The organism is Nostoc sp. (assembly GCF_036916735.1).
Taxonomy (GTDB): Bacteria; Cyanobacteriota; Cyanobacteriia; order Cyanobacteriales; family Nostocaceae; genus Nostoc.
Genome location: NZ_JBALFV010000121.1, coordinates 81,579 through 94,706, shown reverse-complemented (window position 1 = coordinate 94,706; position 13,128 = coordinate 81,579). Strand labels below are relative to the sequence as shown.

Sequence of the window (13,128 nt, the reverse complement as noted above, 5' to 3'; positions counted from 1 at the left end):
CTTTCATTTTTGCCCGCAAGGGCCGGGAGATGAAAACATGAATTACAATTTTTTCACTAAAAAGAAAACAACTACACCACAAAATCAGCCTATCCCCGGACGAGAAGCAGAAATGATTCAAGGACGTTCCGGCGGCTGGATGTTTGATGCTGGCATTTGGAAAATGCTGCGCCGTTGTTTATTGGTTGGCACAGCAAAAAGCACTTACTACGCTGGAAAACAGAAATTAACTGAGGATTTTGTAGCAGTTGTCAGACAAGCTGTTGCTGAAAATCCTGGCCGTGTAGCGGAAGAAATTTTGTATGCTAGCGATGGACGCGCCATCAATAACAGTGCGCCTATCTTAGCTTTGGTGCTGCTGTCGATGGGCGAAGCCCCAGAAGCAAAACAGGCTTTTGGTGAAATCTTCCCGCAAGTTGTCCGCACTGGTAGCCACTTCTACGAATGGCTGAACTACACCAAATCTCTACGGGGATTTGGCAAAGTAGTACGGGAAGCTGGTAAAACTTGGCTCTCACGGGAAGATGTTAAGGGTTTAGCTTATCAACTGTTGAAATATCAACAGCGTCAAGGCTTCTCCCACCGAGATGCATTGCGGTTATTCCATGTCAAACCGCCTACAGAAAATCACCGTCAACTATTTGAGTGGGTAGTTAGAGGCTGGGAAGAATTGCCAGCAGACATCCCCTCGGAGGCGTTGGCGCAGATTTGGTGGTATGAGTGGCTCAAGCAAAATCCAACTCAAACCCATGAAGCTATTTCCCAAGGACGCCTAACCCACGAAATGGCTGCACCTGTAGGCAAAATGGATAAGCTTGCTTGGCAACTGCTATTTCAGGAAATGCCAATAGGTGCAATGCTGCGTAACTTAGGTTCTTTAACTGAACTGGGTGTGTTGCGAGCTGATGAAAGCGCAAATTTACTGCAAGTGGAAACAGTTCTTAATCGTAGAGAACATCTGCGTAAAGGTCGCATTCATCCGATTGATGTTTTGAAAGCACTCAAAACATATCAATCTGGTGGAACATTAGGACGCAGTAAGAAAACTTGGAACCCAGTTCCTCGGATTGTGGACATCTTAGAAAAGGCCGTTGAACTGTCTTTTGATGTTGTGCAACCCACAGGTAAAGTGTTTATGCACGCCGTAGACGTTTCTGGTTCTATGGGTAGTTTAGTTGCAGATATGGGACTGACTTGCTGTGAAATTGCCACCACAATGGCACTGGTGACAGCAAAAGCAGAGAAAAACTATATGATTCGTGGTTTTGCTACGGAATTCCGTGAATTAAATATCACTGCCAAAGATAGTTTTAGTTCTGCGGTTCGCAAAGCTAGCAATCAAAACTTCGGTGGAACGGATGCGTCTGTAGCTTATGACTGGATGATTAAGAATAAGTTTAAAGCAGATGTAGTCTGCTTTTGGACTGACTCGGAAAGCTGGGCTGGGTATAAGCATCCAAGTCAAGCGCTGAAGGAGTACCGCAAAAAGGTAAATCCCAACATTAAGGCGGTATATGTCACCTTGACACCTTACCAAATTACTTTGGTAGATCCTGAAGATTCGCTGTCTTGGGATTTGGCAGGGTTCGACCCAGGTACACCTCGGATTATCCAGATGCTGGCTACAGGTGAATTGTAGATATTACTGAAGGGTAAAGAATGAAAAACTTTATCCTTCATACTTCATGGCGGGTTATCCTTGTTCGCAACTTGCCTTTCGGGGCCGAAGAATTTAGGATTATCGGTTACGTCTCCACCATTGTGGGGATTAGCGGGTTCAATCCCCGCACCCGCCTTTGTTTTTTTGCACGATTCCCAAACGAATGGAATTTGCAGCTATACAAACGAAGCCTGCCTTCGCAAGCAAGCTACAGGACGATCACGCAAGCTAATCTTAATAAACAGAGTTATCGCTTTACTAAGATTATGTAGTCTGAAACCCCATTATCTATATTTCTAAGCTTATACATAGTAGTATTCAAACTCACTCAAGAAAATATTAGTTTAATTTCCTAATCTATCTAATTTAAATTCCACAGCAATAGATAAAGCTTTTAGCATCAATTTCTGGCTAGCTTCCAAACATCTTTGCCAATATTCAAATCCCTGTTGACTTTGTTGAAAATTAAATCCCATCTGATCAATTAATGCTATTTCAAATGTGGACTTTCCTAATTCATAAATGCTTTTAGATAGGTTTTTACGCCATTCAACACACTCAAAAATAAGTTGGACAAAAAATAATATACCGGAATTATCTAAAAGACTTGTCTTTAAAATTAATTCTTCTAAAGAATCTAAATTATGCAAACATAATAAATGATAAAATATTTCAAAAACTATAATTTCTTCTGGATAGTTTTCCTGTTTAACAACCAATTCTAAATAATCTATGAGCAAATATAAACGTTCTTCATAGCTTTTTGCTTGATTTAAATCTATCATTTGAATTTGTAATTGTTCACTTTTCACTATTTGTGAGAAATTTATACTCCAAAAAGAAGCAGCTTTTTCGTGAGCTTGCCTCCATTCAAATGTTTGCTTGAGTCTTTTGATTGCCTCTGAACAAATTATAGGATGTAACCAGTATTCTCTATTTTTCCACTCGACTAAAGACCTATCTTGCAAAGATTTAACCACCCTCTCCTGCTGAGATTCTGGCACATCCCACAGCAAACAGAAAAGTCCTTCGATGCTTACAGAAGGAAAAGTTTGATAGCGATAGCATCCCAAACGGTAGAGAAGTCGATACGCATCACGATCAATTTCTTCCAAACGCTCGAATTGACTTATAACTAAATCTTCTAAGCTTTTATCCTTTAATAGTTCACTCTGATTTTCTTGCCAATATTCCTTTAAATTGCTTGAATAATCTTTTTTGATGATCCCGCAGAGGATTTCCATTACTTTGGCATTGCCACCGTAGGCGTTGTGCATTGTACTCAGAGAAGAAGTGTCTGTTTTAATGTAGCGGCTGTTAAAAAACTCCTGCCATACTTCTACAGCCAAACCTTTTAAGCGATAGTCATCAATTTTGACACTAGATTCATGCAAGCGATCGCGGCTAGTAATTAGCGTGACAGATTTCACTCCTTCATCAGCTAAGACTCTCAATAGCTCTACATAAGAGCGATGAGCCTTAATAAATTTACCATTCCCATCTAAGGCAGGTTCAAGATTATCAATCAACACTCCAATTCTTTTACTTGAGTCTCGCAGATGCTGCCTCAATCGTTCTAAACTAATGCTAAACTCCCGCCCTGGCTCTTCGTTAAATTTTCGTCTTAACCATTCCTCAATAATACTGTTAGCTGAACAGATATTTTGGGTTTCCTTTGCCATCCAAAGTTCCAGCACCAAGTCGAACTGCTGGATGTACTCCCAGGCTAGCTTTGTCTTACCAATACCACCTTTTGCATAAATCAGGATTATCTTCACACCTTGCTTAATCACGTTGTTGAGGTGTGTGATCGCTTCCTCACGCCCCACAAAATTATTGTTGATTGCCGTATCTTGAAGTTGCTCTGTTCTAGGTTCATTAGCTGGAATATCAACTATCTTTTTCCAATCTAAACCTAGCCTTTTACAAATTTCTTCAAAATTAAGTCGGTCAACTGCTTTACGGCTAAAAAAGTTATGTACTGTTGACCGAGCTATTCCTAACTCTAAGGCTAAAGCCTTTTTACTCAAAGCATTACAAGATAAAGCTTTGCTTGCTTGTTCTATTCCTTTTAGAGATGCTTTAAGTGATCGCCCAGTCATATTTTAAATATGCAACTTTGAATAATTTTAACTGAGTTAATTAAAAGTCATACGTACTCATACACAAAGTCAGACACTCTGGACTTCTGGCTCAAACACAATCTCAGACACCAGCCCTCGAAGCTAGTTGATGTACTCATTCACAACATTTATGAAATCTACCTACATCAACGGACGATGCTACTATCAAGGCAATAGTGGCGTTCTTCTTCCTGCTGTCACCACAGTTTTAAAAGCAACACAGCCACTAAAGTCTCTAGCCGCCCTTTCCTATTGGCGTAATAAAGTTGGCGATGCAGAAGCAAATCGAATCGCTGCTAACAGCCGTCGCCGAGGAAATGCCTTACACCAGTTGATTAAAGAACACTTGCAAGGTTACTCGTCCAAACCTGACAGTAGCCTGATTCAGCCTTACTGGGATAGCGTTCAATCTGTGCTAAACCAACTTAGCGATGTTCAACTAGTTGAGCAAGTTGTGCCTAACTATCAAGAACTTTACGCCGGGAAAGTTGATTTAGTTGCTCGTTACCAAGGTGTTCCGCATTTAATTGAATGGACTACAGTTGAGGAACCAAAACTGAGAATTGATAAGCTTTATGACAAGCCTTTACAACTAGCTGCTTATGGTGGTGCGATAAATCGGTATTATAGCGATCGCCTCTTTAACTGTAAAATTAACCATGCTCTGATTGTCGTAGCCTTGCCAGGTGAGGAAGCAGAGATTTTTGAATTTGACCGTGCAAGGTTAATTCATGTTTGGCATCAATGGCTTAATCGGCTGAATTTTTTCTTCAGTGCAGTTGCTGCCTAAAAGTGCGATCGCATACCCACCCAAACTAGGCGATGTCTACGACGGGCTACGCCTACGCAAACATCTACCTATTGTGGAATAGACAAAATCCTTCTTTGGCAACATAATGTAATATAAATTAGCAAGAATCGAGCGATCGCTGTTCCTTTTGAATGTAACTGCTATTAATGTGGCAACTTGCTAGATATCAGCCTGGCTTCATGCTAAATTGTCCACCCAAAGACAGTAGATTAAGTTTTGTGTGAATCACTATAAGGTATGAAATAGCTCTGCTTTCCAAAAAGTGAAAAAGGAACAGATTTTTATGACATTTGATTACGATTTGTTTGTCATTGGTGCTGGGCCTGGGGGATTGGCAGCAGCTAAAAAAGCAGCTAGTTACGGTGTACGTGTCGCTGTTGCTGAACAAGAATCCATCGGTGGGACTTGTGTAAATCGCGGCTGTGTTCCGAAAAAACTGATTGTCTACGCAGCTGACTTCGCCCTGCAAAATCAAATAGCCCACAGTTATGGGTGGAGTGACTGTCAAACATACTTTGACTGGACATTATTTATTAAGTCAGTACATCAGCATATTGACAGGATTAATCAGTCGTATTTTCAGCAATTGCAAAAAGCTGGAATTGAGTTAATTTCTCAACATGTCACTTTCATCGATACCCATACTATCAGTATTGATGGACGCAAAGTTACAGCCGACAAAATTTTAATTGCTGTGGGAGGGCAACCCCTCAAGCCCAAAATTCCAGGTATAGAATACGCTATCACATCCCGCGAGATGTTTCAGCTACCCTATCTGCCCAAACGTTTAGCAATTATTGGCGGTGGCTACATTGGCGTAGAATTTTCCAGCATGATGCACGCTTTTGGCTGCGAAGTGACTGTGATTGAAAAAGACGGGATGATTTTATCAGGGTTTGATGATGATATTCGCTCTGCTGTACAACAGGGTTTGATTAAACGCAAAATTAAGTTATTCACCGATAGCACTGTTGGTGAAATCAAATTTTCAGAAGAAGGTTTCTTGTTGACTATTAGTGGTGAGAGTCAAGAAATAATTACAGCAGATACCATCTTAGTTGCCATAGGTTACGTTGCAAATACCAAGAATCTTGGTTTGGAAAATGCCCATGTTGAACTTGGCGAAGATGGTGCAATCAAAGTAGATGAATACAGCCGCACCAGCCAAGAAAACATTTTTGCTGTGGGTGATTGCACCAACCGCGTGCAATTGACTCCAGTAGCAAAGGCAGAAGGTATTGCCTTTGCTGATACAGTTTTTGGCAACAAGGCGCAAAAACTAAATTATGATTATGTACCCACTGCTGTTTTTTGCCGTCCAGAAGCGGCTAGTGTGGGGATGACGGAGGCCAAAGCACGAGAAAAATTTGGTGAATCTGTACAATCCTACTGCACCCAGTTCCAACCACTGTTGTATCAGCTAATTGAACAGGATGAGCCAACAACTATCAAATTAGTGCTAAATACTGATTCTGGTCAAGTTTTGGGTGCTCACATGGTGGGTGAACATGCAGCAGATATCATTCAAAGTCTGGGTGTGGCAATTCGCAAGGGCATTACTAAGGAAGATTTGGATGAAACAATAGGCATTCATCCCACGACAGGAGAAGAATTTTTGTCGTTAAACTAAAATTATATGCACAACTAAGTGAAGAACATACGGGGAGGGAAAGAAGACTTGGGGACAAGAAGAAAGACTTGTTGCAAGTTCTAACTTTTGTCACCTCCTCTCCCCTGCTTATTTATCCAAATTATCCCCCATCCTTGCGTCCTTCTTAAGTAGTTTCTTAGGATGCTTCTGAGCAAGATTTTGTGGGAGCGCCTAAGTCATCTAAAGTATTCATTAATGAGTCATTCTGTAGCATGGGGTATCTGGTTGGAAAATTTAAAACATCGTCAAAAGCTTTAAGATCCTCAAGAGCCTCTGATGCAGACTGATATCGCTGTTTGAAATCCTCTAGCACCATTTTACTGAGAATCTTAGCGAGGGAGTGACTTACCTGGGTGCTTAGTTTACCGTCGTAGGCATCGCTCCATTTTATCTCTCCATCAGCATCTCTAGGTAGCTCACGGGGAGCCATACCAGTCAAGGCTTTAATCCCAACCATGCCGACTGCATAGATATCACTACTATAGTGGGGACGCCCAAAACATTGCTCGCTTGGTGCATAACCCTGAGTACCAATGCCAATGGTAAAGGGGCTTTGCTCCTGATGAGCAAGCTGTTTTGTACTAACTTCTTTGACAGCCCCAAAGTCAATCAAGATTAGTTTACCGTCTGAATGGCGGCGGATAATATTGCTGGGCTTAATATCCCGGTGAATCACATTATTTTTATGGACAAATGTTAATGTTTGCAATAAGTCCCTGACAATTCTGATCACTGCAATTTCCTCAATTGCTCTACCTGATGGCAATTCCTGATTTAAAGGATGACCAATGATTTGCTCTTGTACTAAATAAAATTCTTCATCTTCTTCAAAATACGCCAAAAGTTGCGGAATTTGAGGGTATGTTCCCAATTTTTCGAGTGTTTGTGCCTCTGAGTTAAATAAACGTCTGGCAAGTTGCAAGGCTTCTGGTTTGGTGTTGGCTGGTTTTAGTTGTTTGACAACACATCGCGGATTTCCAGGACGTTGGGTATCTTCGGCAATGTAGGTTTCACTAAATCCACCAGAACCGAGAACTTTAACAATTCTGTAGCGTCTAGCAAGGACTTTTCCTGATAAGGCTAAATCTCGTTGCTGGATTAGGTCTTGCAAGTCATCTTGTTGGCTGATAATTTCTTGGACAATGGCGGAAGTTTTATATTTCTGAAAAATATCTACTAATTGACGTTTTTTGATGCTTTCTCTAACTAATGAGGTTCCTAGATAGGAAAATCCAATCATAGCGATCGCGATCGTTGGTACAGTAGTGGGAAATATTAACCGACCATGAACAAATAACCCATAACTAATTCCTACCCAAGTGCCACAGAGGGCGAGACTATATAGAAATCTATTGATAGCAGGCTTGCGTTTGCTAATCATAAAGGCTGTACTGCCAACTATAATTAGCACAAATAAACCCCGCAACCTTAGACTGGTAATTCCTAGAGCGATCGCTTTACCTTGCATCAAAGTTGCGATTGCATTAGCGTGAATTTCCACGCCCGACATGGGTTTAGTGCTGTTACTTGCAGCAACTGGATAATAATCATTGTGTAACTTCTCTGTTGCACCAATTACCACTATCTTGTCTTTGAAGACCTTTCCCTGCTGCAAATATGTGTTCCAGTTTCCCGGGTCGAGTACATACCAAAAGGGAATTTGCTCAAATGTATCCGCAGGCCCCCAAAAATTAATGTGATCGCCCTTTGGTCGGGGATAATTTACTTGTGCTGCCTTCAATGCTGCTTCATCAAAAGAGGGTAGCTTCTCAATCAAATTATCTTCAGCTAACAATTTAGAAAATTCACTCGCCAATCGATGAACTTTACCATCCGCCTCCAAGGGAAAATTAACTGAGCCAATAAACACAGATCCTGTATGAAACATCTGTTGTGGGTCAATCAGTTGCATAAAAGACCCTTGGTGTGTCTGGGAATTTTCGTAGACGGCTGCTAAGGTAACTTTGCTGCCATATTTTTGCAATACTGCCTGGAGTTGGCGGTCGTCAGTAGCTCCATAACTACTTTGCGTGTCAAAAACTACATCTACTGCTACAGAACGGACACCTGCTTTGATTAACTTTGTTATTACCTGAGCATAAGCAGCCCGTTTATAAGGATAAGATTTCAGTGTTTCTAAGTAGGCATACTGTTTCGGATTTTTTTTATAATACTGTTTGGGAACTGATATTGACTGATCGTCTATTGCTAAAATTACGATGTCTTCTGGAGGCAAAATCGGGCCACGCACTTGAAAAAAGGCAGAAAGCGCCTTATTTTCCATCAATTGAACTAATTCTCCACCAGAAGCACTCATCACTGCTGCACCCATTGCCCAACCGCCAGCCAGAAGATGACCTAAGAGAACCATCCATTTAGACTGACGAGCCGATGCTGTTGACGTTACCTTGGTCGGTTTACTTGAGTGTCTATTGGCAGCAGAGACATAGTTTTTAGTTAAGGTAGATGTAGGTTCTTCTGCCATATCGTGTTACTGATTGATTTAAGTCCAACACTTTTATTTATTCAGACCACGTTTTAGTACAAGCACATTGAAATAAGACTTAAATGACAATTTTATACATTTGTAAAGTATCTTCTATTCATCAACAAACTTTTATTGGCAAACGTAGCCTCCAAGAGATTCCTACTTTGGTCTAAATTATTATTTTTCTGTTAAGTGAGTTACAAGTAGTGATTGTCTCACAGATCATAGCCGAATATACTTTGTCTCTTTAGTTGGTTGCAGCGAGATTTTAGCCTAACCTAACCAACAAGTATGCTCTTAACTGGGGTTTTACCAGAAGCTGTCCCAAGCTTGTCTTCTGTCTTTGGCGCAATATTGGTACTCCCCACAAAGCGTATCCTGATACTGAAAGCTAAACCTATAGATAGGGATCAACTTATATCTTACCCTAAGCCTATGCTATACCTCTTTAGGAGTAAAATTTATTGTTATACAGTTATGAATGCTGTTACTAGTTCAATTTTATTGGTAGATTTTGATCGCAGGGTGGCTCTTGCAGTGCTGGAGGTGAATAAGGTTTAGCACCCAGTATCTTAACTCCAATGTTGCAGGCGTTTTTATGCCTTGAAAGAGGTAGGATAAAAGCTACAGATGAAGAGTTAGTTTATAGATATTAGCAAACAAGGCATTTGAAAATTGCTATAATCTATTGTTCCATCTAAATTCATATATATTATTAGGTGTAAATTTGTATGGGTTCTCCAATGAATCGTCTGTCTATTTTTGTAGATGGAAACAATATGTTCTATGCTCAACAAAAAAATGGTTGGTTTTTTGACCCGAGGCGAGTTTTAGAATACTTTAAACATGAGCAATCAGAAACAACATTAATTAACGCATTCTGGTACACTGGCTTAAAAGACCCACAAGATCAGCGAGGTTTTAGAGATGCTCTAATTAGTTTAGGATATACAGTTAGAACTAAAATTCTTAAAGAATATTATGATGATACTTCTGGTCGTTACTCCCAAAAAGCGAATTTAGATATTGAAATTGTTGTAGATATGTTTAATACAGTAGACCAGTATGACAGAGTGGTATTATTCAGTGGCGATGGAGATTTTGAAAGAGCAATCGAACTATTACGTTCAAAAAATACACATATTACAGTAGTATCTACAGAAGGAATGATAGCTAGAGAACTACGAAATGCTACTGACAGATATATAGATTTAAATGATATCAGAGATCAAATAGAAAAAACAGAAGGTTAGTAGTCTTAGCAATTATTTACAAAGGTAAGAGTAAAAGAAAAATTAAGGTTGAAGATATTTTGATACACAAGTAAAAACTAAACAACAAAGCGCAAATGACAAACAAAACAGACCGAATCATCATTTTTGATACTACATTGCGAGATGGAGAGCAGTGTCCAGGAGCAACTCTGAATATAGACGAAAAGCTAGTTATTGCCAAGCAACTAGCGCGTTTGGGTGTAGATATAATTGAGGCAGGCTTTGCCTTTGCCAGCCCTGGAGATTTTGAAGCAGTCAGCAAGATTGCCAAAATTGTGGGGACAGAAAATGGCCCGGTAATTTGTAGTTTGGCAAGAGCGATCAAAGCAGATATTGAAGCAGCCGCAGAAGCATTAAAACCAGCAGTTAACGCCAGAATTCACACGTTTATTTCGACTTCAGATATACATTTAGAGTATCAGTTGCGAAAGTCACGGGCAGAAGTGCTAGCGATCGCAGAAGAAATGGTAGCTTATGCCAAGTCTTTCATGACAGATGTAGAATTTTCACCGATGGATGCGGCTCGTTCCGATCCAGAATTTCTTTACCAAGTGTTAGAACGAACGATCGCAGCTGGTGCAACAACAGTTAATATTCCCGATACAGTCGGTTACACCACCCCTAGCGAGTTTGGGGCAATTATTAAGGGGATTATCAAAAATGTCCCTAACATCGACCAAGCGATTATTTCCGTTCACGGTCATAATGATTTAGGCTTGGCAGTTGCTAACTTCTTAGAAGCCGTGAAAAATGGCGCGCGCCAACTAGAATGTACCATCAATGGCATTGGCGAACGCGCCGGAAATGCCTCACTAGAAGAATTGGTGATGGCGCTACATGTGCGGCGACAATATTTTAATCCCTATCTTGGAAGACCAGAAGAATCTCAAGAATCCCTGACAAATATCGACACCCGGCAAATTTACAAAACCTCACGCTTAGTTTCTAATTTGACGGGAATGTTAGTACAACCAAATAAAGCGATCGTCGGGGCGAATGCCTTTGCTCATGAGTCTGGGATTCATCAAGATGGTGTGTTAAAAAATAAGCTCACCTACGAAATTATGGATGCCCAATTGATTGGTTTAACAGACAATCAAATAGTTTTGGGCAAACATTCCGGCAGAAATGCTTTCCGCACCCGGTTGAAAGAATTGGGCTTTGAATTGTCAGATACTGATTTAAATAAAGCATTTGTTAGATTCAAAGAAATAGCAGATAAAAAGAAAGAAATTTCTGATTGGGATTTGGAAGCAATCGTTAACGATGAAATCCAACAAGCACCCGATTTGTTCCGGGTGGAATTAGTGCAAGTTTCCTGTGGTAGCAATGCTCGTCCTACAGCTACAGTTACCTTGCGTACTCCAGATGGTGAAGAATTAACCGATGCTGCGATCGGTACTGGGCCTGTGGATGCAGTTTACAAGGCTATCAACCGTGTGGTGAATGTGCCCAACGAGTTGATTGAGTTTTCTGTGCAGTCAGTAACAGCCGGTATTGATGCTATTGGAGAAGTGACGATTCGTTTACGTTATCAATCTAAAGTGTTTTCTGGTCATGCAGCGAACACAGATATTATCGTCGCATCCGCGCAAGCTTATGTAAATGCGCTCAATAGGCTATATTCTGCGTTGCAAAAGCAAGAAAAGCCAGAGGAAGTATCTGCACAGAAAGTCTGAGATGATAATATAAGCACCACACCTTGTTTTTAGCTGATGCTAAAAAACTCCTTCCCGACTTTGGGGAGGAGTTATATCGTGTCCGGTGAAAGACTTATCATTAAGATTGCAGTTCTTGCTGGGGGCTATTAGCTGGGGGAAAGAGGGTTTTCCGATTTCTACATAGATTACAGGATTTATAACTAATCAACCGGACTTGATATTAAGTGTGAGTTCCGAAAATTTGTTGGAAAATGATGCTGACCAGAAAGCGATCGCATTACAGACAACCTAAAACTAGCTAAGTATAAGCGATCGCATCTTGTTCAGCTTTAGGAAGTTGCATCTTACAGTGCGTAACTCTTACTACTCACTCCATATATCAAGAGTTTTAGGATATGAGTGAAATTTCCTCATATCGTAATCGATATTGTCCAAAAAGATAGCGAAGCTGTGTCGGCTATATTCTCCCTCTAGAACTGAGGTCAAGACAATAATAGGAGAATTATCTTCAAAGACGCGAATGTATGCTTTTACAAAGATAAAGATACTGTTTAATTCATTAACATACATATATAGTGGAATCAAGTCATTATAAAATTTTGCTGGCAACGAATAAATAATTTGAGCCATCACACCTACATTTTGCTTTAGTAGAATTAATTTCAGTAAATCCTTTCTTGGGTGATGGCAGACAATACAAAATTCACCTTCTTCCTCTATTGAATACCCTAAAAATTCACAATGATTCTTGTAGTATTCGAGAGCATGGGTAATTGGCATATCTTCTAGCTTTCTTTTTGGTTCCACTATTTTGTGCCTCATTATGAAGTAAGGAATACGACTGTTACCCTCAAAAGTGCATCAGTTTACTAGGTAACTTGCTACTCAATTTCTAGTGTTCCCCAACTATGGCAAGGTCTAACTACTAATTAGATGGAAAATCCCTAATATTCTCTGCAATTAATATTTAATGTAGAGCGATCGCTTACAATACACTCAGATAAGTTTGCTCAGAATTCATCGGTAAAATCCGTAACTTTCGATTTTTAAGGTCTGGTTCTAACCCTAAAACTTCCATTGGTGTTACACCTAAAAGGGGATATGGTACTTCTGTGAGTTCCAAACAATCAAAGGTTCCTTGGCGCTGTGCAATACTAAGTTCAACATCTCGGAAAATCCGCCCCTGCTGTACTCCAGCAGCAGTCTGTACCTGAGCTTCTCCACCTTGGACTAAACCTAGTTGACTAATAACGCTAGCAGGTAAACATAGCAACGTTGCACCCGTATCAACTAAAACATTATCCAGAGTATAAGAGCGAACTTCCCCCGAAGAAATAAAGCCTCGCTGTGCCAAAACTCGATCAATTCGATTCGTGAAAGTAAGGGTAACTATTACTTGCCCCATTTGCTTACCCCGAAGATTTGGCAGTACCAGTTTACCCATTTGAGCAAACTCCTGA

General features: G+C 40.3%; 9 protein-coding genes. 5 read left to right on the top strand and 4 right to left on the bottom strand.

Annotation, left to right across the window (positions count from 1 at the left end):
• Window positions 1-37 precede the first annotated feature (37 nt).
• Window positions 38-1,639 carry a TROVE domain-containing protein gene (locus tag V7L20_RS29815; RefSeq protein WP_334747543.1) on the top strand — a complete coding sequence of 534 codons (1,602 nt, stop codon included), beginning with the start codon at window positions 38-40 and terminating at the stop codon, window positions 1,637-1,639.
• Between the two features lie 365 nt (window positions 1,640-2,004).
• Here V7L20_RS29815 and V7L20_RS29810 read toward each other — a convergent pair whose 3' ends face one another.
• Complete coding sequence (locus tag V7L20_RS29810) at window positions 2,005-3,762, bottom strand: hypothetical protein (RefSeq protein WP_334747542.1); 1,758 nt, start codon at window positions 3,760-3,762, stop codon at window positions 2,005-2,007.
• A 151-nt stretch (window positions 3,763-3,913) separates the two neighbouring features.
• Here V7L20_RS29810 and V7L20_RS29805 point away from each other — a divergent pair, with 151 nt between their 5' ends.
• Window positions 3,914-4,573, top strand: coding sequence for an exonuclease (locus V7L20_RS29805; protein ID WP_334747541.1), 660 nt, complete (start codon window positions 3,914-3,916; stop codon window positions 4,571-4,573).
• 304 nt (window positions 4,574-4,877) lie between these two features.
• Entirely contained in the window at window positions 4,878-6,224 is a 1,347-nt protein-coding gene (gene gorA, locus V7L20_RS29800; RefSeq protein WP_334747540.1) for a glutathione-disulfide reductase, read from the top strand.
• 157 nt (window positions 6,225-6,381) lie between these two features.
• On the opposite strand, the gene V7L20_RS29795 is transcribed toward gorA, so the two are convergent.
• Window positions 6,382-8,730 carry a serine/threonine-protein kinase gene (locus V7L20_RS29795; protein WP_334747539.1) on the bottom strand — a complete coding sequence of 783 codons (2,349 nt, stop codon included), beginning with the start codon at window positions 8,728-8,730 and terminating at the stop codon, window positions 6,382-6,384.
• 734 nt (window positions 8,731-9,464) lie between these two features.
• On the opposite strand from V7L20_RS29795, the gene V7L20_RS29790 reads away from it, so the two are divergent.
• Window positions 9,465-9,986: a LabA-like NYN domain-containing protein gene (locus tag V7L20_RS29790; RefSeq protein WP_041565194.1), complete on the top strand. Its 522-nt coding sequence runs from the start codon at window positions 9,465-9,467 to the stop codon at window positions 9,984-9,986.
• 95 nt (window positions 9,987-10,081) lie between these two features.
• Window positions 10,082-11,686, top strand: coding sequence for a 2-isopropylmalate synthase (locus V7L20_RS29785; protein WP_334747538.1), 1,605 nt, complete (start codon window positions 10,082-10,084; stop codon window positions 11,684-11,686).
• 345 nt (window positions 11,687-12,031) lie between these two features.
• On the opposite strand, the gene V7L20_RS29780 is transcribed toward V7L20_RS29785, so the two are convergent.
• Complete coding sequence (locus V7L20_RS29780; RefSeq protein ID WP_334747537.1) at window positions 12,032-12,475, bottom strand: DNA mismatch repair protein; 444 nt, start codon at window positions 12,473-12,475, stop codon at window positions 12,032-12,034.
• A gap of 178 nt (window positions 12,476-12,653) precedes the next feature.
• Window positions 12,654-13,112, bottom strand: a complete 459-nt coding sequence (locus V7L20_RS29775) for an aspartyl protease family protein (protein ID WP_334747536.1) — start codon at window positions 13,110-13,112, stop codon at window positions 12,654-12,656.
• Between the last annotated feature and the right edge of the window lie 16 nt (window positions 13,113-13,128).

Bases quoted from the DNA above. Each gene is read 5' to 3' on its own strand.
- V7L20_RS29790 (WP_041565194.1), top strand. From the start codon at position 9,465: ATGGGTTCTCCAATGAATCGTCTGTCTATTTTTGTAGATGGAAACAAT.
- V7L20_RS29775 (WP_334747536.1), bottom strand. From the start codon at position 13,112: ATGGGTAAACTGGTACTGCCAAATCTTCGGGGTAAGCAAATGGGGCAA.
- V7L20_RS29785 (WP_334747538.1), top strand. From the start codon at position 10,082: ATGACAAACAAAACAGACCGAATCATCATTTTTGATACTACATTGCGA.
- gorA (WP_334747540.1), top strand. From the start codon at position 4,878: ATGACATTTGATTACGATTTGTTTGTCATTGGTGCTGGGCCTGGGGGA.
- V7L20_RS29815 (WP_334747543.1), top strand. From the start codon at position 38: ATGAATTACAATTTTTTCACTAAAAAGAAAACAACTACACCACAAAAT.
- V7L20_RS29795 (WP_334747539.1), bottom strand. From the start codon at position 8,730: ATGGCAGAAGAACCTACATCTACCTTAACTAAAAACTATGTCTCTGCT.
- V7L20_RS29810 (WP_334747542.1), bottom strand. From the start codon at position 3,762: ATGACTGGGCGATCACTTAAAGCATCTCTAAAAGGAATAGAACAAGCA.
- V7L20_RS29805 (WP_334747541.1), top strand. From the start codon at position 3,914: ATGAAATCTACCTACATCAACGGACGATGCTACTATCAAGGCAATAGT.